21 protein-coding genes are annotated in these 25,419 nt (G+C 36.0%); 8 read left to right on the plus strand and 13 right to left on the minus strand.

Annotated features, from left to right (window positions below; translation table 11 throughout):
• The 4 genes from bcsB to BTO22_RS15700 are packed head-to-tail and all read right to left on the minus strand — an operon-like array spanning position 1 to position 5,900.
• On the minus strand, positions 1–2,301 hold the full coding sequence (bcsB, locus tag BTO22_RS15685; RefSeq protein ID WP_105056279.1) for a cellulose biosynthesis cyclic di-GMP-binding regulatory protein BcsB: 2,301 nt from the start codon (positions 2,299–2,301) through the stop codon (positions 1–3).
• Positions 2,292–4,913 (minus strand): UDP-forming cellulose synthase catalytic subunit, encoded by a 2,622-nt coding sequence (gene bcsA / locus BTO22_RS15690; protein WP_105056280.1) that lies wholly within the window; start codon positions 4,911–4,913, stop codon positions 2,292–2,294. The genes bcsB and bcsA overlap by 10 nt, the downstream gene beginning before the upstream one ends.
• 4 nt (positions 4,914–4,917) lie before the next feature.
• The gene (gene bcsQ / locus BTO22_RS15695) at positions 4,918–5,688 is read right to left on the minus strand and encodes a cellulose biosynthesis protein BcsQ (protein ID WP_105056281.1); all 771 of its coding nucleotides are present in this window, start codon (positions 5,686–5,688) and stop codon (positions 4,918–4,920) included.
• Positions 5,685–5,900 carry a hypothetical protein gene (locus BTO22_RS15700; RefSeq protein WP_105056282.1) on the minus strand — a complete coding sequence of 72 codons (216 nt, stop codon included), beginning with the start codon at positions 5,898–5,900 and terminating at the stop codon, positions 5,685–5,687. The genes bcsQ and BTO22_RS15700 overlap by 4 nt, the downstream gene beginning before the upstream one ends.
• A 271-nt stretch (positions 5,901–6,171) precedes the next feature.
• Between BTO22_RS15700 and bcsE the strand changes: the two genes are divergently transcribed.
• The gene (gene bcsE / locus BTO22_RS15705; RefSeq protein ID WP_105056283.1) at positions 6,172–7,719 is read left to right on the plus strand and encodes a cellulose biosynthesis protein BcsE; all 1,548 of its coding nucleotides are present in this window, start codon (positions 6,172–6,174) and stop codon (positions 7,717–7,719) included.
• A 177-nt stretch (positions 7,720–7,896) separates the two neighbouring features.
• A complete protein-coding gene (bcsG, locus tag BTO22_RS15710; protein WP_105056284.1) occupies positions 7,897–9,522 on the plus strand; it encodes a cellulose biosynthesis protein BcsG in 1,626 nt (541 codons plus the stop codon).
• Between the two features lie 76 nt (positions 9,523–9,598).
• Here bcsG and BTO22_RS15715 read toward each other — a convergent pair whose 3' ends face one another.
• Positions 9,599–10,066 carry a YhcH/YjgK/YiaL family protein gene (locus BTO22_RS15715; protein WP_105056285.1) on the minus strand — a complete coding sequence of 156 codons (468 nt, stop codon included), beginning with the start codon at positions 10,064–10,066 and terminating at the stop codon, positions 9,599–9,601.
• A 172-nt stretch (positions 10,067–10,238) separates the two neighbouring features.
• On the opposite strand from BTO22_RS15715, the gene BTO22_RS15720 reads away from it, so the two are divergent.
• From BTO22_RS15720 to BTO22_RS15730, 3 genes are all read left to right on the plus strand, one after another.
• A complete protein-coding gene (locus tag BTO22_RS15720; RefSeq protein WP_105056286.1) occupies positions 10,239–11,267 on the plus strand; it encodes an AraC family transcriptional regulator in 1,029 nt (342 codons plus the stop codon).
• Between the two features lie 107 nt (positions 11,268–11,374).
• Complete coding sequence (locus tag BTO22_RS15725; protein ID WP_105056287.1) at positions 11,375–11,746, plus strand: MFS transporter; 372 nt, start codon at positions 11,375–11,377, stop codon at positions 11,744–11,746.
• The gene (locus tag BTO22_RS15730) at positions 11,739–12,962 is read left to right on the plus strand and encodes an HlyD family secretion protein (RefSeq protein WP_105056288.1); all 1,224 of its coding nucleotides are present in this window, start codon (positions 11,739–11,741) and stop codon (positions 12,960–12,962) included. Before BTO22_RS15725 ends, BTO22_RS15730 begins: the two co-directional genes overlap by 8 nt.
• A gap of 400 nt (positions 12,963–13,362) precedes the next feature.
• Here BTO22_RS15730 and BTO22_RS15735 read toward each other — a convergent pair whose 3' ends face one another.
• Positions 13,363–14,160, minus strand: coding sequence for a RecX family transcriptional regulator (locus tag BTO22_RS15735; RefSeq protein WP_105056289.1), 798 nt, complete (start codon positions 14,158–14,160; stop codon positions 13,363–13,365).
• Between the two features lie 86 nt (positions 14,161–14,246).
• Positions 14,247–15,671 (minus strand): aminotransferase-like domain-containing protein, encoded by a 1,425-nt coding sequence (locus BTO22_RS15740; protein ID WP_258132627.1) that lies wholly within the window; start codon positions 15,669–15,671, stop codon positions 14,247–14,249.
• A 121-nt stretch (positions 15,672–15,792) separates the two neighbouring features.
• Between BTO22_RS15740 and BTO22_RS15745 the strand changes: the two genes are divergently transcribed.
• Positions 15,793–16,680 (plus strand): DMT family transporter, encoded by an 888-nt coding sequence (locus BTO22_RS15745; protein WP_105056291.1) that lies wholly within the window; start codon positions 15,793–15,795, stop codon positions 16,678–16,680.
• 4 nt (positions 16,681–16,684) lie between these two features.
• On the opposite strand, the gene BTO22_RS15750 is transcribed toward BTO22_RS15745, so the two are convergent.
• Entirely contained in the window at positions 16,685–16,951 is a 267-nt protein-coding gene (locus BTO22_RS15750; RefSeq protein WP_105056292.1) for a hypothetical protein, read from the minus strand.
• 185 nt (positions 16,952–17,136) lie between these two features.
• Here BTO22_RS15750 and BTO22_RS15755 point away from each other — a divergent pair, with 185 nt between their 5' ends.
• Both BTO22_RS15755 and BTO22_RS15760 read left to right on the plus strand, forming a co-directional pair.
• Positions 17,137–17,853, plus strand: a complete 717-nt coding sequence (locus BTO22_RS15755) for an ABC transporter ATP-binding protein (RefSeq protein ID WP_105056293.1) — start codon at positions 17,137–17,139, stop codon at positions 17,851–17,853.
• A complete protein-coding gene (locus BTO22_RS15760) occupies positions 17,853–18,725 on the plus strand; it encodes a hypothetical protein (protein WP_105056294.1) in 873 nt (290 codons plus the stop codon). Before BTO22_RS15755 ends, BTO22_RS15760 begins: the two co-directional genes overlap by 1 nt.
• 158 nt (positions 18,726–18,883) lie before the next feature.
• Here the strand turns inward: BTO22_RS15760 and BTO22_RS15765 are convergent, their stop codons facing one another.
• From BTO22_RS15765 to BTO22_RS15785, 5 genes are all read right to left on the minus strand, one after another.
• Positions 18,884–20,320 (minus strand): EAL domain-containing protein, encoded by a 1,437-nt coding sequence (locus tag BTO22_RS15765; RefSeq protein ID WP_105056295.1) that lies wholly within the window; start codon positions 20,318–20,320, stop codon positions 18,884–18,886.
• Positions 20,321–21,649 (minus strand): GGDEF domain-containing protein, encoded by a 1,329-nt coding sequence (locus tag BTO22_RS15770; RefSeq protein ID WP_105056296.1) that lies wholly within the window; start codon positions 21,647–21,649, stop codon positions 20,321–20,323. It abuts the gene before it with no gap.
• Positions 21,636–22,970, minus strand: a complete 1,335-nt coding sequence (locus BTO22_RS15775; protein WP_105056297.1) for a GGDEF domain-containing protein — start codon at positions 22,968–22,970, stop codon at positions 21,636–21,638. The genes BTO22_RS15770 and BTO22_RS15775 overlap by 14 nt, the downstream gene beginning before the upstream one ends.
• Before the next feature lie 271 nt (positions 22,971–23,241).
• Positions 23,242–24,522, minus strand: coding sequence for a hemolysin family protein (locus BTO22_RS15780; protein ID WP_105056298.1), 1,281 nt, complete (start codon positions 24,520–24,522; stop codon positions 23,242–23,244).
• Between the two features lie 171 nt (positions 24,523–24,693).
• Positions 24,694–25,266, minus strand: a complete 573-nt coding sequence (locus BTO22_RS15785; RefSeq protein ID WP_105056299.1) for a sugar O-acetyltransferase — start codon at positions 25,264–25,266, stop codon at positions 24,694–24,696.
• Between the last annotated feature and the right edge of the window lie 153 nt (positions 25,267–25,419).

Below are 25,419 nucleotides of genomic sequence, written 5' to 3' on the forward strand. Positions count from 1 at the left end.
TCATCCTCTTCTTGTATTTAAACGACGTTGTGCAATGTGACGAAGTACTCGATATAAAATAATAGTAACCATAACGACCAATAAAGTAGAAAAGAAAGCAATCAATAATGGATATTTAGAAAAGTGATACCAAATCAACTGTGATATAGGCAGTTCACCAACATAATAATGTTCACCCACATTAAAGCTGGCTACTTCATCATCACGTAAAGTAATTACTGAACCAAACATAGATGATATTTTGCCACTGTCGTTTAATGATTCATTAATCAACGCAAATGACTCTGGTGTTTGAGCAAGTAAATTCACCATGGTGCGCTGCGCTGTATAAGGCGATTCGACACTTGTAATTGCAGCAAAATTTCCGGTGGTATTAATACTAATAGAATCGGCAACTTGCTGATTATCGCTCGCTGGGTCTACCCAATTTTTTCCTCTTTGCGATTCATTTTTACTTGGTAAATTAAGTACGCGATCAGATGACATCAATTGGATATGCTCAATGTCTTTTTTATCAACAGAGGCCAATTCAGGCATGACTCCAATTGTTAGGATATCTTTATTTTCTAATTTTTCCTTGCTCCACTTATCGGTAACAGCCACGTTTAATACTGGGTAACCTGAGTTTGAACCAAATACGCCCATCATATTAACAAACGTCTGAATCTCTTCATTTGATGGCTTTTGAGGAATAACAACAACGGTATCTGACAAATCTGCCATTCTTGTAAATGGGTAGCCGGAATTAGCAAACGCACGCATATTTGGCATTTCGATATAATGTGAAAAACCAGAGAAATCAATGGTAGAGTCCTCACCAATCACCGCATAATTTTTACTTGGTTGCATGGTTTGACACTGGTCTTTCCCCCCCACAGATGATGCAAAACCAAATTCAAATTTCACTTCATTTTTACTGCCCACTTGGAAAGCAGGGATACGAACTACATCACCACCACCTAATAAATCATCATCTAACAGGGGTAATCGTAGACGCGTGTTGTTAGTTGACTCTCCAGATGTGTTCAAATTAAACGCTTTTACGAATTGATTATTCACGCTTAAACTCATTCGAGAACCAGAGTGATCCATCAATGGCGGGGTGTAGCGATAATTCAAATCAAATGGAATACCACGACTTTGCCAAGTAAATAAATCTGGCGGTAAACGGAAGTTCACTGAAATAGGAGGCGGATTTTGCCCTTCGACTTGCAATGACGCCCCTTCTGTTAATAAATCAGACAACGCCACCGCTCTATCTGTATCTATCCAATTGGGTGCATCATAAGGTTTACGCGGCACAAGTTGTTCTGCCTTATTGATCTTTGCTGATGACCCAGTAAATAGATTTTTTCCTAACGCTAATCCCTTCACCGCCGTTACTAAATCTTGACTGTCACGACCAAGCACAAGCAATAGTTTTATATAAGGATCCGTTGGGTGAGAAATCATTTGAACTCGCGGTCCATCTACATCCGGAAAGTTCCTTAAAAAATCAGGTTTACTGTCATTAGTAACAAAAACAATTGCATCACGAGTTGGTAATGCATTATCAATCATTGGGAAATTTGAACCTCGCCATTCAGATAATGAACCAAAGTATGATGATGCTATGCCTGCAGCTTTGATTTCATTGATATCAAGTTCATCACCAAACACCATCGGTAGCGTTAAATCGCCCATATCTCTTGAATCAAAAAATGGCGCGGGTAATAAACTTAAATCGTTATTTATTTTTGTTTTTTGAGTTGATAAAGAGATAGTACTCTTTGAACTAATTTCAGCCCAAATACTGCTGTCATTTGGATTACTGCATAACATTGAAGCATTTCCGACTAACTCAAATTTAAGTTGGTTATAATCGGTAAATAAACGAGGGTCTAAATTCAAATCAACAGAAGAAGATTTACCTTGCATTCCATTATCAATAGCAACCACGCCAGCAAGTTCATTATTGAAATATACTTTAACATGAGAAACCAAAGACAATAACGCGGGTGATGGAGTTAATTCAAAATGCAGTGACGCTTGTGAAACCACTTCATCCAATCGAGATCCAAAACCAACATAAGCCGTACTTTCACTGCCTAGTAATTGAATTGAATGCCCATAACCAAGATCACTAAAGCTGAATGTCTTATTGGTTACAACTGGGGAAATCCGCGAAGTGACCATTTCTCCACTGGCCACTTGTGTTGAGCTATTATTTTCATTAGCCATAAGCGGCGTTACCGCACTCGCCGTAAAACTGATCAAGCCTATCGCCACCGCTATGGCATTTATTTTAGTTTTCATCCACATAACTTCGCACTCTGAAGGTTAACTTTTATAGGTTTAAACGTGAGCAAAAACTCACTTATTATTGTTATAAATTGCGCAATCATTTTGACCCATTTAGGGCTATAAGCGATTGTATTTCTGTAGCCTCTTGCACCTATCTTAAATACGCTAAGCATACTCATTAAAGGCTTGTCGCTCTGATAACTGTTTTGCCATTTTGTCCATACGTCAGCACGGGCAAAGGTACATTGCACGTAATCAATATTTTGTTGTTTCGTCAGTGGTTCAAGCTGTAAACCTAACGCTTTTCCTCGGCTATAAGTCACTTTTGCAGGGAAAACAAAATGGTGTTCACCGCGCTGCAAAATTATGTCTAAAGAGTGTCCATAAAACAGCTCAACCGATGTCGGTAATTCAACTCTCAATCCACCTAATGAAAAATCTTTAATATCACATCGTATTTTGTGGCCTGATGGCAAATGAATCGACATTGGAATATTCACGACAACTCGGTGATCTTTTCTCACTTGCTTTGATTCTTCGGCAACGGCAACCGCACCACCAAGAATAAGGAGGTTATAAAAAACCCAAAGTAAGTTAACAACTACGCTACCAAGCTCGTCATCCGGCCCCCAACCTAAGCGATACAAACCAAAACCAATACCCAAAACATTTAAAGTCACTAATAACCAATAGGGTTTAGAAATCGTCCAATCGTAATGTGTATCTTCAATCAAGCCCCCTTTTGCTGTGACATTAAACGTCCCTTTATGAGGCGCAAATAAAGCAACGGTTGTTGGCCTTGCGATATACCAAGACAAAACCGTTTCATACACTTCTCCCCAAAATGAATAACGATATTCTCCCTGCATTCGAGAGTTAGTGATGCTGGCATGTACCATATGCGGCAATACATATAAAATAATCGCTAATGCAGGTGCATAAATAATATACGTATGCATAAGTAAGAACACTAATGGTGCTAGCAAAAAGATAATGCGTGGAATACCTGATAAAAAGTGCAACATGGCATTGGCATAACACAAGCGTTGTTGCCACTTTAGCCCTTTACCTAATAATGGATTATCAACACGAAATATTTGTGCCATGCCTCGCGCCCAACGAATACGTTGCCCAATATGAGCAGACAGAGTCTCTGTAGCCAAACCTGCTGACAATGGCTTTCTTAAATACGCTGAGCGATAACCCAAACGATGCATGCGCAATGAGGTATGAGCATCTTCTGTTACTGTCTCAACGGCTATTCCTCCCACCTCTTCTAACGGCTCACGACGCAAAACAGCACACGAACCACAGAAGAAAGAAGCATCCCACAAATCATTACCATCTTGGATTAAGCCATAAAACAAGCTGCCTTCATTCGGAACATCCCCAAAATTAGATAAGTTTCTTTCAAACGGATCCGGTGAGAAAAAGTGGTGCGGGGTTTGAATTAATCCCAGTTTTTCATCATTTAAAAACCACCCCATTGTCATTTGGAAAAAAGCACGGGTCGGAATATGGTCGCAATCAAAAATGGCAACGTATTCACTGGACGTCTGTTTTAAAGCGTAATTAATATTACCGGCTTTTGCATGCTCATTGGTTGGACGGCGGATATATCCTACCCCAATCTCTTCTGCAAACTCTTTAAACGAATCTCTTTTACCATCATCCAAGATATAAATGTTCAGTTTTTCTTTTGGCCAATCAATGCCTAACGCAGAATACACCGTCGCTCTTACAACATCTAAGTCTTCATTATAGGTAGGGATCATCATATCAATCGTTGGCCACGTTGATTGATCATCAGGTAAAGAAACGGGTTGTCTATTTAACGGCCAGATATTTTGAAAATACCCTAATATAAGTACAATCCACGCATACGTTTCAGCCATTAATAAAACACAGCCAAGAAACAGAGCAAGTGGATCATCCCAATTCAAGGAAGAGGTATAACGCCACCAGATATAACGACAAGATACCGTTACAGACAAAGTGATTAATAAAATGGTTGGGAAGCGCCCTGGCATACGTCGAAACATCATACCAAGTGACCACAAGGCAACAATAAAGAATGCTTGGGCTGTTAGGCTAAATGGAATCGTAAAACACAATACCGCGAGAAGAAAAACAACAGTACCAACCGCCATATTTATAAATCGGTTCGATAATGAAGATGCTTTCTTTTTCTTTTGTTTCGAATCAATAGCATAATGACTTGAGCACCCTTCTAGCCATACAACAATTGAAGTTAATCCTTTTAATGGTAAATAAAACAAACGTCCAATTTGCTTCCACACTATGCTGATAATTTGGCTAAGAGAGAACCCCTCCGTGAGCTTTCTTGGTTGTACAATAAAAAGAATCCACAATGTCTGAAGCAACATTCTGAAAGGGTCAAAAAACTTAAAGCGTGAAAAATCAATTTGTGGATACCAATAATGAGGCAATTTCCAGCTATCGATCCCTGCTATCTTTGATTTAAAAAAACAAAAACATACCACAAACCACACAGAAAGAATCAACTGACTTATATAAGAAGGAGATTTATCTTGCGTATAAAAATGCAGTTGCTTACGAAACTGAACCATAAGTCTTGGTTGAAAAAATAGCGATAACCAGCCAAACATAATGTTATAGATCTTCCATCGTTTTCGCAGAAAAATGCGCTAAAAGCCAAAATGCCAACTCATTCAACCCTTTAGACATCTGACTGTGCGGTGCATATTTAATGACGTTACTTAATTGCGAACAAGCATCAGGCACTGATGTATCATGGTGTAATAGCATAGGTAAGCACTGCTCAGCTAACTCTTGTTTAAATACCAATGAAAGGTCTACGCTATTTTCACTAAGAGGTTGATACCTATTAATCAGAAAATAAGGATGGTGGCGTTGGTTAAAACAATGAAAAGAAGCATTTTGTTGAGCGTAAGTGTAATTTTGAATATCTGCGTTAATCACACATAAAACCATATCTGCACTATCAAGTAATGCTGTATGGCTATCATCAAGCTCATTAACACTCGGCAATAACATCAATTGCCATTCATTCACAACTTCAGGCTGAGTTGGAAATACATTCAGTAAGCCATGAGACAAAGATGCAATTCTCTGTTTAATCGTTTTAAGCTCATCTACCGTCAATGATCCATAAGGTACAAAAGATAAATTGCTGTGACTTACATAAGCGGCTTTTTTCCATGATTCATCGGATAGCCACCGTTTAGACCAACCATCTTTAATTGAAAAATCTAACGCAAAATGCAAACTCATGAGATTCTCAGAGCGAATATCAATAACATGAACACTTTCTTCAAGTTGCACTAATGATTGAATTAAATTTGCCGCGATTGTTGTTGCACCAACCCCTGCACGCAAACCCGTAATAATTATTCTTTTCATAATGCAGGTTCTTTTTTATTAACAAAATGTTCACAAGATTTATTTAAAACATGACTTCCACTCATTTTACTTTTAGATAATAGATCTAATGCATTCCATGATTTTTTAATTTTATTATAACGCTCAACCTCGCTTAACTCGTTGTATGAACGTTCTTTTATATCAAAAGCAGAAAACAAAACCGTTATATCCTGACTAATTTCTCTAGCCATAAAGTAGTACCCTTAATGAGTGGTGTAATAGATTTTAAGTAGTAATATATTCTATTACAGATATATATGAATATAATACTCAGCAAACGTCTCATAAGTGATATTGAGGTGTAAATATATATACAATGATTTATATATTAAATGCACACTTTAAAAAAATATATAAACTAACTTTCAAAATATCTTACACGAATACAATATTGTGTTTAATTTGTTATAAAAAATAACTTTACACATATATCAAACCCTCAATACAAACAGAGTGAAACACATGCTAAAAAACACACATCCACTTGAAAATAAAAATAAAAAATTAAAATCAAGTGTTTATATAACAACATTTAGCACTAAAACACCGATCATAAATCACATATCTGAATTAATAAAAGATGAAAATGTAAATACATTTATATGCTCAACAACACTAGATATATTCACAAGATCATTAAGTACTTCAAATACATCAATATTTAAATATAATTTAAATAAATACTGCTCAAACATATTTTTCAATAGCAATGATGCATGTAATTCACTTAAGTATTTATTTGATGATATAACTAAAACTCAAATTAAAGATAACACATCGATAATTGTAGTTATTCCAGACAACATATTTACTGCAAACTCAGTTAAAAGTGAAATAGCATTCGTTGAAAAGCTTCAATCCTTAGCTATTGATAAATCACTTACTATAAATGTATTAATCTATGGCAGAGATATACATTTAATAAAAAAAATGCTCAGCCAGCATCCTAACTTATGCGTAGGTTATTCAAGCTTACAAAGCATAGATAAAAAAACCTTTTTGTATCATGTTTATTATTGGGGATTGAATACTGGCATGAGAGGAGAGAGTGAAACCTACCTTACTCTTAATGATGATCAATCACTCACTCCACAATCAAAAATGGACGATGCTCAAACAGCCTCTCTTCTGAACATCGACGATGAAAGTACAATCTATATTTCAGATACTGCAATTGAAAAAAATCAAAAAGCTTCAGATTCCATGATCTGCTCATCAAATAATGAGAGCTTAGAAAAAAGCCTAACAACAATATCCCGAGCAACAATAATACTAAGCTGCTCTACACAAAATGAGGTTAGATTATTAGGTGTCAGTATCTACAGGCTACGTAAAAGTTTTGGACAGAATATTAAAATTATCGTTAGAGAGATGCAGCCCTGTTTACGTTATTCCGATGAAATGTACTTACTGCAATCGGGCATCAACTTGATTATTCATTTTGGAGTTCGATTTTCAAGCATGCTGAGTTCGATCGAGATTTTACGTGGCCAAATACTCACCAGATCTCTCCCTAGCACCACAGAAGAATTGCTTAATTTTCACTCACAAACAACGAAAATAAAAGGTTATACGATCAATGAGCGCTTTGTTAATTACGCCAGTGAATCACTAATGCATCTAGATATATCTCAGACAGAGTTTGCCCTAATAAAATTAGAGCTTCTTCCGAATATAGCTCCCGAAGCTTATCTAAATATGTGTAATATTCAAAGAGAAGGAGATGTTATGACAGTATGTAAAAACGCTATTTATCTCTTCTTGCAAGGTGTTCGTAGGACCGATCTTCCAGTGGCATTACACAATATTTTTACGTTACCAATTAGAGATATTTTTTCTAGTCAAACAAATTTTACAACACTAGGAAGAGTAGAACATGAATTACCAAATATTACGCAACAGAGTGTAATCATTAGCGATGAATTAGCCCTAGAAAAAAACCGCTCTCATTCTTCTAACGGCTCTTCTTCTACTATGATTCTCGCAACACATAAACCATTGGACTTTTAGCATTATGAATATTGAAGATTTTATACTAACCGTCTTATTCAGTGGTTTTTCAGGAATAATCATTGGTTATTTTTTACGAGATATTGCCAACGCACTACGCAATTTTTATAACCGCTATATCCGTAAACCTAAACACTTAGTTAAATACAATTTTGAAGATAATGGAAATATAGAGAAATGAAGACAAACACACTACAACAACCTCTCTATGGGCTTGGTTGGTGGAATATTTATTTCATCATTAAGATAGGCTTATTTACTCAGGATATTATTAGTTTTCATCCACTTGAGAACTTTGCCTTTGTTGCTTTTTTATTGCTACCATTACAACCAAGAGCCCTAAAAATTATGCGACAATGCATTGCCGTACCGATTGGGTTGTGGCTAATGCATTTCGATTCTTTTCTACCACCTCTAGATCGTTTATGGGGCCAAATAGGACAGTTATTACAATTTAACCTTAGCTACCTTATTGAGCTTGCAGGCCGCTTTGTTTCTCCACAAGCATTTCTTGCTTTATTTGTCTTAATTTTTGCCTACTACTTTTTGAATCAAGTGTTCCGTATTTCTGTTTTCGTTATACTTGCTCTGGCTTACATCAGCCTACCTCAAGGCGTATTTAACTCACAGCCAAAAGAAACAGTTATCGCTCAACAACCAATCATCGCCCAAACGACAGCACCTTCACAGCAGTCAGTTGATGAAAGCGGTCCAGTTAACGATGCGGTACTTAATCAAGCAAAAGAGTTATTCTTTAAAAACGAAGCTCAACGAAGAGTAACCTTTCCAAGTAATGCGCCATCAACTAAATTTGATCTTCTGTTCTTAAGTATTTGCTCTGTCGCATGGGATGATATTGAAATTGCAGGCTTAGAAAATCATCCTCTGTTTAAAGAATTTGATGTTATGTTTGATAATTTCAGTGCTGCGACCTCTTACAGCGGTCCTGCAGTAATTAGATTATTAAGAGCTAGCTGTGGGCAAGAGACACACCAAGAATTGTTTTCCGCACCATCATCTAAACAGTGTTTCTTATTTGATAACCTAGCTCAACTTGGTTTCCAAGAAAATCTATTATTAAATCACGATGGTAAATTTGATGACTTCTTAGGATTACTTAAAGAAGATGGCGATTTACAAGCACCGTTAATGTCTCAAGCAGGGTTAGAGCAATATCAATCAGCCTTTGATGGTTCACCCATTTATCGGGATAAAGAAGTACTGACTCGCTGGCTAGGGAACCGAGAAAAGGAACAAGATAACTCTGTTGTCGCACTTTATAATACGATTTCATTACACGATGGTAATCGCATTATTAGAGCCAGCGGTAAAGTCGGTTTAGTCAGTTATAAGCTGAGGTTGAAAAATCTATTGGATGATTTATATGATTTCTTCCAGACGCTTAAAGCCTCAAAACGTAATGTTGTTGTCATGCTTGTTCCTGAGCATGGTGCAGGTATGCGTGGCGATAAAATGCAGATTGCAGGTATGCGTGAAATCCCATCATCTACGATAGTACACACTCCTGTTGGTATGAAGATCTTTGGTGAAAATATCACTCGCACAGGAGATACGGTTCATATTAATGCTGCATCAAGTTACTTAGCCGTTTCAACATTAGTTAGTCGAATTTTAGAGCAAGATATTTATAGCCAAAAAACGTTTGACCCTAAAGTCTTAACTCAAGGGTTACCAAAAACAAAAATGGTTGCTCAAAACTCAGGAACGACAGTAATGAAATATAACAACAAACCTTATGTTTCTCTTGATGGCTCAACATGGTCTGAATACCCAAAAAAATAATGCGTCATAAAAAAGCCCACACCCTATATTTAGCATAGGACGTGGGCTTTATTTTATGAAAACAGTACTGATTTAACTACACCAATAATGCACTATTTACTTTAATAATCAGTTTCTTCACAGCTGCTGGCTTATCATTAACCGCAACTAGAGGGCGATGTGGTTGCTTAGGGGTAAAGATAATAAATTCTCCTGTCTCTAACGTTACAAACTGTTCATCTTGAACATCATTACTGAATGCGATGTCTTTCTCTTCAAGGCAATCATCTTCAATCGATATTAATGGATATTCACTGTAACCAAACGTCTCAGTGCCTTCCAAAATTAATTGAACATCAAGATATTTATGGTGAATTTCTGATCGACGATGTTCTTTCAATTCCGTTTTATCATTCACAATAAAATAGACTGACTCATCATGTAATGGGTAATTGCCTACCTCTGTATTTTCTATTGTTTGTTCTTTTACTTTTTGAATGATCTCAATGATAACAGGGTGTAATGCAGCCCCTTGAATATCGTCACTCCATTTACCTTTAAACACGATAACCTCTTAAGAAATAACCACAATATGTAACTGAAAATAGTAGCATGATAAATTGATTTTTCTTATCTTTCTTCACTTGCCACTACATAAAAAAGCAACATAAGTATAAATTACAACAAGGTTAGATATAATCACACTCAATTATCAAAATCATCATTTGAGGAAATTCATGGCAAAGCTCAGTGCAACTTATCTTGTTCGCGTTCATATCGCAAAAGTACTGATTGATCATGCTATGAAGCATTATGGCTTAACTCATTCTGATTTTAATATCCCACCACATTTACTGGATTATCAATTAAAGTTGATGCCATTAAGAGATCTAGAATCTCTACTTTGTAAGATTGAACACTTAACCCAAGACCCTACCTATACCGCAAAGCTAACCAAATCAGATAGCTTGAAAATATTTGGTCCTTTTATACAACTGCTTGCGAGCTCTACCAATTTAGGAATGGCAATAAAGCGTATGAATACGGTACATAATGCGCTGCAATCAGGCGTGCAAGTAAATATGCTATTGAGTGGCTCTATCGCTAAATGGCGAATACTCACACCAACCTTAATTCCGCAAGCTCGTATTCATGAAAGTATATTAGCTGCTGGCTCTTTCTTACGTTTACTTCAATTGTTTCATGGAGATGATTATCAGCCGATAGCCATTCATTTGGCGGGAGGTCCTATTGGTGCATTAGGCGAGATAGAAGCCATTTTTAACTGCCCAATTGTATGGAACAGCCCAAATACACAAGTCTGGTTTCCCGTAAAAGACATTACTTGCCCAAGGAAATTTGAATTACCCACACCACAAGTAAAAGCGTTTACTATTGAGCAAGCCATGAGTTATATGCTCATACCTCTTCCTCAAGATATTTTAAAAATTGTATTTGAGCTAACGAAATACTCTCTATTTTTTGGTTATCCAACGCTTAAGTTTGTCGCAGACAAAATGGGCATGCGTCCATTAACTTTACAACGTCGCCTACAAGATCAAAGTATTTCATTTACAGATATTGTTCATCATAGTATTTGTGATGAAGCCATCGCTCTAATGAGTACTGATTTATCAATGTACAATATAGCCCAACGTGTGGGCTATAAAAATACCGCGTCGTTTTCGGTCGCCTTCAAGCGTATGTATGGCGTCACCCCCATCCAATACAGAAGCACGTTAATTACCCCAAACAGAAACGTTTAAATACATCATAAAAAGCAAATTATAGATATAACCAAACCTATAATATCGACTAAATACTCTATTAGACCTCATGCTTAACCTTCATTATTTTCGAAGGTAAATCATTTATGAGTTTAGTCAGTATGCCCTTTGTTGGATCAGGTCAGGATCTCGGGCTACATGTTGTTGCAAGCGTTGTTATGATTGGAAGTATTATTGCGCTTGCTTATGGTTTCTGGAAATTACATGAATTACCAATTAACAAAGCACACAGCAAACAACACCAACAAATAGGACTCATTACCGCCCTCACTTGGATAGGCTTTGTCTGGCATTGGGTTTGGGTATTAGCCGTGATTTGTGCCTTTGTTGATGCAGAAAAAGCATTAATTAAAATTCGCGACATTTGGCATCAACCTACTTCAAAATTACAGGCACAAGCGCCAATAACAGAAGCAACTGCAACGCAAACAACTCAAGAGGAGAACCACAATGCTTGAGGGATTAGCCGTATGGGCTCTGTTTATTTATCTACTTCGAATGGTAGGTATGCCTTGGAATAAATTTACACAGGCTTTTGCTTACATTGGCGGCGGATCTTGGTTGTTATTTGTATGGGCAGGTTTATTAAACTATACCCCAATGGACTTATCTGGTGGTTCTGTCGTTCAATCGCCACACATTCAACTTCGTCCTGCGAGTACTCAGATTAAAGGGACAGTGGAAGCCATTCATATAAAACCGAACCAAGAAGTAACAAAGGGACAATTAGTATATGAGATTGACGATGAGTTATATCAAATTGCGCTAAACAAGGCTGATGTATCACAAGAAGCCAGCGAAGTGGCGCTTGAAGTCGCTAAACAAAATGTAAAACTAGCGCACCAAGCTATTACTGCTTCAGAAAGTGATATTGTGGTTAGTCAAAAACAAATTGAAGCTAAAAAACAAGATCTAAAATACAAGCAGATCACGCTACAGCGCTACGTAGATCAAAACCGTAAAGTAAAAAATACGATTACTCAAAGCTCATTAGATGAACAAGGAACACTTGTATCTATTGGGCAAATCGATGTTGCCAGTGCTATTGCTCAATTAGACAAAGCAAAACTCGCTAATGAAAAAGCCCTTTTAGATTTAGACAACGCCAAGTTAGGCGTAAAGGCAAAAGAAAGTGAGCTAGCCAGCGCACAAGAAAGTGTCACTCAGGCACAATGGAACTTAGATAATACCAAGGTTTATGCACCTGCAGATGGCTATGTCACCAACTTCATTCTTCGTGAAGGGCAATACGTTGGCGCGGTTCCTAGAATGCAAATGTACACCAACGAAAAATACGTTCTAATGCGAGTTAACCACCAAGCCATTCGTAATGTCAAAGTTGGACGCCCAGCAGAGTTCTCTAGCCCTGTCTATCCAGGAAAAGTTTTTATTGCTGAAGTAGAAGGTATTGTTGAAGCCACAGGAGAGGCACAAGCAAATCTCTTAGGTAGAGAAACGAATGTTCGTCAAACTACAGGATTAAACGTTAATAACAAACATCATTTTGTTCGTTTAAAACTACAAGAAGATCAAGGTTATGATATTCCTGTTGGCTCTGTTGGTTTAGCGTGGATATCAGGTGAAAAACCAATTGGCTTCATGGCCTTTCTAGATGTAATTCGCGGCATTATCATTCGAATGAAATCACAAATTTACTTCTTCTATTCGCTATAAAGACTTCCACTTTGCCCTTCTGCTCAACTCTCTCGAGCGGAAGGGCTTTTTAGAGCCCCATCCATTCCATTAATGGCTTATTCCTTCAGCTAATAACAAGAACCACACTGTTGGCACTCATCGATTAACCTTTTATCATGTATACAATATCCTAAAGTAGAGTGTCTCTTTACCACTCTACGCCCTTTTGTTTCATATAATTTAAAGGGTAATACTTTTCCACTGCTTTCTTTACGCAATAATGCCGCTCGACTTTCATTATCAATAATAATGCTTTTATTACCCAGCATCCCAAACACGACAACATCCAAATCAATTTATAATAAAAAGATCCTACACGGCATGAATCAAGGATGGATATTCAGACTTTTCTGAAAATCATCATATACGTTTCAATACACTAACTAGAAAGCGTCTCTTTAATTTCATCCGAACTAAAACCATGAGAATAAAGATACGCATAGGCTTTGCTCTTATCTTTTGAATTACTTAAATCAAAGCGTTTTTTATCTAACCTTGCTTGGCAGTTTTCATAGAAATTAATCGAACCGTCCATCTCTAGTTTTTCAATTTCTTCATCAAAAGTAGAGATATCGATCAGTTTTTGTTTTAGCTCCCGCTTGATAACAGACTTACCTTTTAGTTTACGAGCGAGCTTCTCTATCTCTTTAACTAAATCTGCCTTATCAGCTTTTATTTGCATTTTAGAAGGCAGTGTTGATGCGATTGAATGAGATTTTATCGCTTCACGAACATCAGCAGATTTAAAACCATATTTAGTTAATGTTGAGTAGAGCTTATCACTCGATAATGAATCTAAATTCATGTTAGCCAAACGATTATTAAGTAATGTTAACTCGCACACTTCATCACGGTTAGCGACGTATGAGATTGCCTCATTGATTACCGATTCATTAATCCCTTTCTCTCTTAACTTCGACAAAATAAACTGACTGCCTTTCTCGCCACTAAATGCCATTTCTACAAAGTTAATTGCAAAGTTCTTATCTGACTTTAGATAGCCACGTCCAATAAGATCGTCAAGAACGGTATCAATCCACTCTTGATTATCAGTCTTAGCTACAAGCTTTTTTCTTAACTCATCGATAGTTCTGTCTTTGGCTTCAAGATGATAAAAAGCACTACCGTATACATTATCAATAGTTTTGGCGGGTTTGACTGGACGTTGACTGAACATAAGAACCTCGGGTAATTAGACACACACTCTCGAATCTAACGCATATAATCAGTAGATGCTATAGACGCATTAAATAACCTTTATTTCTAGGGATATCTCACCTGCTTTGCAACAATACCAGCCAAAGTTTCTATCCCTTTTTTCCATTTATCATTATCTCTATAAGAAGCAAAACTAATACGGATACAATGTTTAAATTGATCTTGAGTACAAAACATCGTTCCAGGTAATACACTGATTTTTTGACTTAATGCTTGTTGATATATCTCGGTACCATCCGTACCCAAAGGTAAGGTTAACCAGCATAAAAAACCACCCTCTGGTTGAGAGAGATAATAACGCTGCTTTAGATGTGGGTAACTATCCAGAGCTTCAGTTAATCGCTGGTATACCCGTTTTTGATTACTCTTATAACTGCGCTGCGCTCTATGCACATGTTGTTTATATTTGCCTTTTTTGAGGAAATCACTTACCGCTGACTGGATAAGATTTACACTTCCCATATTTTCTGACATCAAACGTTTTTCTACTTGTGCTTGATATTTCCCAGCTAAGATCCAACCAATCCTTAAGCGTGAATCAAGAGTTTTAGATAATGAATTGCAATAAATTACTCTATCTTCAGTATCTAACTCTTTAAAGGTTTTTGGTGCACTCTCATAAGACAAACCACCAAATACATCTTCTTCAATAAAAGGGATCCCTGTTGTTACTTTTAATAACGCTTTTCGAGCAGATTCTGATTGCGTATAACCCGTCGGATTATTATAGGTAGGGTTGATTAAAATCGCTTTTATGTCCCACTTTTTTATTGCCTGTTCGACCGCTGTAATGTCTAAACCGTAACTAAAATGATTAGGGATCTCGATGACTTTTAACCCTAAAGATTCAAGTAGAAGTAAGGAACCGAAATAACAGGGGGAGTCGACCAAAACAATATCCCCAGCTTTTGTTAACGCCTGTAAACTTAAACTAATGGCTTGCTGAGCACCATGTGTAATTAACACTTCATTTGTCGATACAGAAATACCCAGGTCCTGAGTTATGTTTGCCACATATTTAAGTAACGATGAATTTCCCGGAGGCATTTGATAGCAGCTTGGAATATTCGATTGTTGGCGACTATGGCGCCCTATCTCTGCATATAACGTTCGTATCGCAGGAAAGTCAATATCAGGATGAGCTGACCCCATAGATAGTAATTGATGCTCATTTGGTTGACTCAAAATGGATTTACTAAGGGATAATAAATCGATATTCGATGGTGAACTTGATGTCTTAGCCTGAAACTCTCGATGAAAATTAATATTTGCAACGGTATAGCCAGAGCGATCATGAGCGATCAATATTTGTTTTGCTTCTAACTCCTCATAAGCTCGTATAACCGTATTTTTCCCTACCAATAACGTGTCACTAAGTTCTCGAATAGAAGGTAGTTTATCTCCCGCAAGATACAGTCCTTTCTCAATACCCTGCTGGATATGTTTTTTCACTTTCTGGTATTTTTTCACTATTCATCCCTTAATTATCCACCTCGAATCTGTACCCAACAAAATAAAGAAAACTGTCTCTTATATCAATAGCTGTACCTAGCTAAAGTACGCTAAAGACAAAACATAAACAGGAATTATTATGCTTACTAAATACGTGCCTTTTATCTTCGTCGTTTTATGGAGTTCTGGCTTTATCGGGGCTCAATATGGATTACAGTTTGCCGAACCTGCGACCTTTTTACTTATTCGTATGCTAGCCAACATTTTCGTTTTTATTATTCTATTGCTTATCTTCAAATCTCAACTGCCAACAGGTAAGGATGCTATTCATTCTCTCATTGCTGGCATCTTAATTCACGGGTTCTATTTAGGAGGTACTTATCAAGCAATTTCCCTTGGTATGTCGTCAGGACTATGTGCTTTGCTTGTCGGGGTTCAACCTATTCTTACCGCTGTGTTATTGGTTAATTTTGGGAAACAACGTTTACTTCCCCTACAGTGGCTAGGTCTATTTGTCGGTTTGGTTGGAATTACGTTAGTACTGCAAGGCAACATAGAGTGGCGAGATACTAGTAATAAATATACAGCATATTCTTTTGCATTTATCGCTCTCATTGGTATTACACTAGGAACGTTATATCAAAAAAGATACTGCCAAAATGTAGATCTCATTGGTAGCATGGTTTGGCAATATTGTGCGGCTGCATTCGTTTTCTTACCAGTTGCTTTACTCAATGAAACCATGGCAGTAACATGGAATGCCGAGTTTATTTTTGGTGTTATGTGGCTAGTCTTGGTTGTCTCAGTTAGCGCGATTTTATTACTGCTTTATATGATTAAAAAAGGCGATTCTTCAAGCGTGGCTTCTACTTTTTATCTCATCCCACCGATGACCGCACTTCAAGCATGGATTATCTTTGGTGAACATTTTGATACCCAAGGTGCAGTAGGGTTTACTCTTGCAGCGATTGCGGTTTATTTAGTAATAAGAAAGCCAAAATCACGTCTAGTTACCGCCGTAAAATAAAGGATTAATTCACTTCTCGTCTTAATCTCGTCACTTCATTTGCTTTATTTAATGCGCCTAACATCTGATTAAGGCGCAATTGAGTAACGTTAGAAGGACGGCGGCTAAAAGGCACTAATTCAGTACGCTTTATTGGAACAAACTCCAATGCTTCTTTTCGATATATGAAGTAGCTACTCGTAATCGCCTCTAGCGATATATAACCAAATCTTTCATGTGTTTTGCGTACTCGCTGCTCAAATCTTTCCATAACTAAAAACCGACGTCCCATAATAAAATACCTAGAGATAAAAAGAACATAATCCATGTTATCTCACCGGCAGCCACATGTTGTTAGCATCTGAGTTCAAAATAATTTCAAAATGCTAAGTTGTGCATTAATCTTTCTTTAATGAACTTATCGTGGTATTTCTAATCAATAATATATTACAAGCTTTAAAATCGATAAGGTATAGGATGCTCCCTCTTGTTCATGTAAAAAACGTCTCAAAATGCTATTCAAATTCCAATCAAAATCAACAGGCTCTGAGTGATATAAACTTCAACCTGCAAGCCGGACAAGTTCTTGGACTGCTTGGTCATAATGGTGCTGGAAAATCGACCTTAATTAACGCTCTATTAGGTACTCATAGGTATCAAGGTGAGATCAGCATTAATGGTTTACACCCTATAGACCAACATGCTGAACTGATGCAACATTTAGCCTATATCTCGGACGTTAATGTTTTACCTGAATGGATGAGTGTAAAACAGTTATTGAAATACACATCAGGGATCCACCCGAGTTTTAATATCGATAAAGCAAAATCCGTGTTGAGCAATACGAACATCACACTTAATAGAAAAATTAAAACACTATCTAAAGGAATGAAAGTTCAAGTTCATTTAGCCATTGTTATTGCAACTGACACTAAAGTTCTTATCTTAGATGAACCAACATTAGGGCTAGATCTATTATATAGAGATACGTTTTATCAGCATTTAGTCACTTGGTTTAATGCCGGTGAGCGATGTCTGATTATTGCCAGTCATGAAGTTTCTGAAATTGAGCACTTGCTAACCGATGTTCTGATATTAAAACAAGGAAAAGTCGTCAAACAAGAGAAAATGAACAATATACCAAAAGGCACTTTAGCTGAACTCTTTATCGCACTACAAAAGGAATCAATTTAATGCGCCCTGCACTATTTATGCTTGAAAAAGAACTAATTGAACACAAAACGGTTACTCGTGTCCCTTTGTTTATTCTTCTTTGTGGTGTTCTGCTTTTTATTAGCTTGATGATGAACACAAACCTACAAGATAACTTATTCATTTCAGTACAAACTCAAGGTAACATTACGCCTTTTTCTACTGGGTTTTCTAACGATTTACAAATGATGCTAAGTTTTATGGCTGGAATTTTATCTTTAGCATTAACAACAACGTATCTGTCGAAAACATTACGAAAAGAACGTAAGGAAGGTAGCTCAGCATTTTGGCGCAGTATGCCTGTATCGAGTCAATATACTCATGCGATAAAGTTGTGTTTTGGGTTAATTGTTATCCCACTTATTTTTTCATTGTTGGTATTAACTGCAAATTTATTTTTCTGGATAATTAGCATATCTAGCGACACCGTATTAGTCTTACTTCATGGACATACCTCATTTTTGTCTATTGTTATTAATTGGCTACAATTCATAGGCCGCATGCTACTAGTCAGTCTTGTTATGCTGCCAATTGCTGGATTGATTCTTGCTATTTCTCAGGCAAATAACTCACCATTAATCGTTCTTTTCCTTGGCGGATATGCACTAAAGTTATTATCTACATGGGTCTTAAATTGGGATGGTATTGCGATATTTCTTACGCACATTTACCAAATACCAACGACTATTTTATTGTCTAATACTCCCCTAATAAGTTTCGTAAATGCTGGTATAGGGTTTCTCAGTCTCTACTCTTTAATTGGTGTGATCGCATTATTTGCTAGTATTTCTCTTTATCGTACGACTGAAATGTCATGGCAATCACTGAATCCAAACTGGATATTTAAAAAATAATTGACCTATAAAAAAAGGAGCGCTCATCAGCACTCCCTTTTTCTTTTCACAAAATTCACTCCAAAATCTGTTTATACCAATCACAGTAAGTAAATAATCAGAAATAGCGCAGGGAAAATGCTTGAGAACAAGGCAGCAGTTATTTACTACGATTGGTATTACATTCTCTGACTGACTATTGAAGTAAACTCACTCAGATGCATCGGTTTAAAGTATAAAAAACCTTGATGTGACGAGATATTTAAGTCATTCAAAATCTGTTGTTGATTTTTATTTTCAACCCCTTCAGCCACGAGTTTTATATCCAAATTATTAGCAAGTAAGATAATATTTTCGAGTATTTTTAGTGATTGCTTATTCGTCTCAATATCATCAATAAATGATTTATCAATCTTAACAAAATCAAACTGGTAGTAGTTTAAATATTGCAATGATGAATACCCTGTTCCATAGTCATCTAATGCAAATTTAACCCCTATATCTCTGAATTTTTGCATATATTGAATGATTTTATATCTGTCTTCAAATTCAGTCGATTCTGTAAACTCTAAGATCAGCGTAAACTTCTCAGACAGCTGCTTGCATAAGTCATATATTTCATCATCATAGAGACAACCTTCTGTTAAGTTAACACTGATCCTTAACTCATTTTTAGGCGTATTTTGATAATACTCTCTCAATTGTGTTAACAATGATTTCGTCATCTCATTCATCAAGCCAAGTTTCTCTATCTTAGGGATAAACTCGAATGGTGGAATAATCGTACCTTTTTCTGTTATCCAACGGGCAAGAACCTCACCACCGACGATTTGCTCTTTACTATCCACAACGGGTTGAACAAACGGTTGAATACAATGGGTTTTTATTGCTTTTTTTAATTTAAAATATTCTTTATCACATAAGACACTTCTTGTTGATAGAATTTTTAACAACGCTAATACTAACAGCGAAATAACAATTATCAGGCGATGGTCAATCAAATAAGATTGAATAGAAGCCCACACATCGTATTGAAGTAAAATTAAAAAATCATATTTACTTGATGGATACCTCTCTCCACCACTTAAAGCGTGCAATCCAAACTGATTCTCTTTTGAGATCGTATATTCGCGATTAGATAAGGTTACGCTTCCTACTCCACTCTTATCTAAATGAAACGGAATACCCTTCATGAAAAATTGAATACCATTTTCTTCATCATAACGATGATAATAAGAGATGCTTGGTAAGCCTGTTAGTGTATTTTTCTCCTTTATATGAATCTCTTTTTCTGGCGTTGTTTTTTTAGATATATTTAAGCCAACAATAGAACTGCAATAATATTTTCCATCTCTAATAACCGAAATGCTGTTGATCGTCGGACTCAACGCCACAATTTTTTGTAAGGGAAGCATCATGTCTTGGCAACTTTTGTTTTTTAAGTAACTCAGTTCCGCAACCGTATTTTTTGCTTTATCAAATTTGGATTCAATTTTGGCTACCGTACCTTCGACATTCTGCTCTACATATTTTTTATAGTCAGCAAAAATTACATATTTAGAAACCATAAATATAATGAAAGTACAGACTATGTATCTATTAGCAATAAACTTCATTTATTTTACACCTTCAAGTACAGTCACTCTGTTTTTTCCAGAATGTTTTGATTGATACAAGGCTGTATCAGCCATCTTAAGTGCCTTTTTAAAAGATGACGCTTTACCTGTCGTCGCGCCAATCGACACTGTTACTTTCATTCCCACAATGGTTCCAGCTGCAATGGAATGCCTAATCGCTTCAGTACGATTTATTAAGCCAGAATGTGAGATATTATTTAATACAATAACAAACTCCTCCCCACCCCACCGGATAGCGAAATCCTTACTTCTTACGTTTTTTTGCAACCGCCTACACACTTCTTTAATCACCAAATCTCCCTTAAAATGGCCAAATTGATCATTAATCGATTTAAAATCATCAATATCAACAATAATAACCGACTTTCCTGAAGTACGATTTAGTTTCATCTCATGAAAATCACGACGGTATAAGCCTGTCATCTGGTCAATAGCAAAATAATCTATTAATCGAAATGCGGCGGTTTCAATTAAACAAAAAATGCTTGTCATAAATAAAGAAAATAAGAAGCTTACCAATAAAACACTTTTCATATTTATCGAAAGTATTAATTCATTATCTATTGGCGAACAAGGTATCTCAATTGTTTCTTCTGAGCGCATAGAAACATCCAAACCATCACTATAATCTAAAAAACTGTTTCTTTTTTCATTAAATGTATCTAGCCAATGAGTAAACATTGACGCTTTAACATCAAGGACAAACATCGCACTAATTTCTTTATTGACATAAATAGGATAAAAAATACTTCTTATTTTTTGCTCTGAAAACTGCTCTATATATGGTTCTGTTAATTTTAAATCACACTGCGCAAACGCTTGATAAGTTGTCGGCATATTTTCATTATTTAATATTCGACTTATTCCATTAGTATCAAAACCAAATTCGTAATTTAAAACTCGGTGGACTTCATGCAGTGGCTTAAAATGAGCCGTATTCGCATTTGATTCTGACTGTTGTAATACTGAGATACTCCAATAATCATCACCGATATAGCGCTTAATTTCGGTTTCTAATAAGTTAATACCTGAAGATAGTTTTTTCACTTTACTGTCTTGGTTAACTATGACTGAAACCATATTTATAGTGTAAGTGCCTTGAGACAACAACACGGTCTTTGTATTTAAATAAAAAGGCGTAACTTTTCTTATCGTGTCATATAATTTAGTAATATTTTCTCGGAACTCCATTTTAAAAGAATTCGCTTCTAAACGGTTATATTGATATAACCAATAAAAAGACAATAAAAACATACATAAGAAAAACTTCAGATATACGTACTTAATATTAAATTTATTCTTCGCCATATTCATTCTTATGTAGGGTGACTTGATTACGCCCCGAATTTTTTGATTGATAGAGCGCTGTATCTGCTCGCTGTATTGCATCAATCATTAATTCTGATTTCTTTTGCTCTACCCCACCTAAAGATATGGTGATAGTCATATTCTTTATCAAAATAGACTCTATACATAATCGTAATGCTTCTGATTTTTTAGCAAAATCACTCTGATTCATATCAAAAAATATAATAACAAACTCTTCACCACCCCAACGAATAGCAATATCTTCTGTTCGAATGTTATTACGAAGACGTCGAGTTACCTCTTTTATGACACTATCACCAACATCATGACCATAAGTGTCATTTACATACTTAAAGTTATCAATATCAACCATTAGCACATGAGTATTCTCTAGTTGATCGAGCTCTAAATCATAATAATCTCGACGATAAAAGCTCGTCATTCGATCGCAACGTCTAATCATTTCAATTTTCAAATAACAGTAATACAGAAAGAACGCCAGAAAAAATATCGTGATGGTTATATACAAACTAACCAAAAACACGTCGACAATATTAATACTAACGCTGTGAATTATATCTTGCGCGGTATAAGGGCGGTTAATGTTAAAAGTAAACCAACCTAATCCTGGTTTATTATTAATAAACACCCATTTACTTTCATTAAATTCTTCAACGATACAGTCATTTAACCTCTCTTTAATATCAACGATAACAAGAGAGACTAATCTAGTATCTAGATAAATAGGGTAAATAATTGAATTAATTCTTTCGCTTGTCCATTGCTCTTTATACACCTCAGTAACTCTAATATCATCTTCATGAAAGCCTTTGTATCTCTCTTCTATGTTTTCTAATTTTACAATACGGTCTAACATCAAAGAGTCATGTAATGATTTATCATTAAAAGAGACATAATTATCTCTTAATGGTTTGAAATAAGAGTTACCTGTATTTTGGTCATGCAATTTTTCAATAACTGCTATTGTCCATAAATACTTGTTATCAATAACTTCTGATAAGCTTTGATATAACAATGTTATCGCAGGTGACAATACCTTCACTGTCCCTGTTTTATTCACGATAATTCCGACATTGTTAATGTCGTGAATACCTTCATTAAGTTGAATTTCATTTGCGTTAATATAATAACCATGAAAACGCTTCGTGATATCAATAATTTCTTGATATTTAATACTTATTCTCTTTTCTAAAAGAGGAACAGATAAGATATTATAATATAATAAAGAAAGAAAAACCCCTGTTAGAAGAACAGAAAACGCCCCCACTTTATAGTATTTAAATAAACCAATTTTATTCATTAGATAACTTATACATTATTTTTAATGCAAAACTAAAGATGCGATTAACTTATATAAGTAATGCACCCATCAATGAAAGCAATGTTCTATTCCTTTATTGGCTTTCAGTATCTCCTATACCAAATTTTTTACCGTCTTATTCGTATTATTTATAGAAAATGAGTAATTAATAGCCTCATTAAAACGGTTATGATTCAATTAACCATAACCGCTTAGTTATCAATACTAGGCTTAAAAAAGAAAGAAAAGCCTTTTTGGATGCTGCCTTATTTTAAATACGAGTTACTCGAACTTTACTCGCTCTATTGTTATCAATCGACAATACTTCAAAACTCCATTCTTGGTATTGAATTACCTCTCCTACCATTGGAACTTTACTTGTTAACCACATAAACATACCTGTTAATGTTTGATAATCAGCTTCTTTTTCTTCAGGTAGCGTATTTAAATCTAAAGTGTCTTTAAGGACTGTCGTTGGAATGGAGCCATCTAATATCCATTCTTTTTCTGAAACCTGTTCTGCCCACGAATCATTCGGATTTTCTGATTTGAATTCGCCGGCCAATGCTTCTAATAAATCTTTTTGAGTAACAATACCTTGAGCGTCACCGTATTCATCAACAACCAGAGCAATTTCTTCACCTGTAGTTCTTAACAACTCAAGCAGCTCGCTACCTACTTTATTTTCTAAAATAGTTAAGCATGGCAATAGGTTACGCATTAACCACTTAGTTCGATGCTCTTGATGACATGCTTTTAATAAGAATCGAGAGGTTGTAAAGCCTAAGACATTGTCCATTCCTCCTCGGGTAACAGGGTAAATAGAATAATCTGAGCGCAGTAACTTAGGTAAGTTCTCATCCCATGACTGTTCAGTATCAAAGTATACTAATTCGCTTCTTGGCGTCATTAATGAGGCGACTTTCCGATCATCTAAATGGAAAATATTACGCACCATGCTGTGCTCTTGCTTTTCAATTACACCTTGCTCTGAGCCTTCATACAATAACGCATGAATGTCATCTTCTGTAATAGACGCTTCATCAGAATTAGAGCGCCCTAATAAACGCAAGATGGCATCTGTTGAGATAGACAGTAAGAATACAAACGGTCTTGATATCGAAGCTAACAAACCAATAGGGGCCGCAATAAGAGTTGATATCCGCTCTGCATGAAACTGAGCTATACGTTTTGGTACCAATTCACCGACAACAATTGATACATAAGTAATAACAACAACAGTTGAGATCGTTGAAATGGTTGGTGCAAGATTTACAGGTACACCTACGGATATGATCAATTCTGATAATGGCCCAGCCAGAGCATCCTCACCTAAGATACCGTTAAGGATACCAATGACGGTAATACCTATTTGTACAGTAGATAAAAATTGTGTCGGATCTTCACCCAGCTTTATCGCTTTTGCAGCAGATTTACTGCCCTCTGCGGCTAATTTTTGTAATCGACTCTTTTTTGCTGTCATCAATGCAATTTCTGACATAGCAAACACACCATTAATCACAATTAAAAAAAGTAAAATGGCAATATCCAATGTAAACCTCTAAATAATAAATAGACTATTACAGCAACAATACGCTGTAATTTTATATCCTTATATTCCTGATTTACGATAAGGTCAATAACTATATTGACCTTATTTTAAGCAAAAACTCAAATTTTATACATTTAGATATTAAATAGATTAAGCTGTTAATTATCAAGGTTAATTGTTCATTACCTGACTTAATTGCCCATCAAGTCGCTTAACAAACTTAGCAGGAGACCCTCCATAGAGGCAATCAGACGGTATATCGTGATTAACCACTGAGTTGGCCGCAATAACAGATCGAGCCCCAATAGTGACACCTTGGTTAATTACTACACTACCCCCTATCCATACATCGTCTTCAACCACAATAGGTTTACAGAACGTTTCCCAACGTCGGCGACTTTGATAATCCAATGAATGTGAGGCGGTATAAAATTGCACATTTGGAGCAACTAATACGTTATTCCCTATCGTAATAGGCGCACCATCAAGCATGATCACATTCATATTAATGAAGGTTTGAGAGCCGATTGAGATAGTTTTTCCAAACTCACATGAAAATGGGGATTGAATAACACTGTGACCAAACGCATTAAATAAGTCACCTAACAATTCGGCACGTTGTTCTTGCCCTTCTGCTTGATTAAATGCAGATAAAATCTGAGCTGCACGGGTTCTAATCGTATCTATCTCAAGATCGCCACCATTAAATGTCTCTCCATTTATCATTTTCTCAAACTCTGTCACTTTCTTTCCTTAAATAAAAAATCGAATAGACCTATCGCTAAGTCTATTCGATTTGAGTTAAATAAAAAGAGCAGAAACACGAAGAAAAAACTTCCTGTTTTTATCACTAGAGTTATACCAATGTAACTAATTATATGATCATTAATGGAATTA

The organism is Aliivibrio sifiae (assembly GCF_002954705.1).
Taxonomy (GTDB): domain Bacteria; phylum Pseudomonadota; class Gammaproteobacteria; order Enterobacterales; family Vibrionaceae; genus Aliivibrio; species Aliivibrio sifiae_A.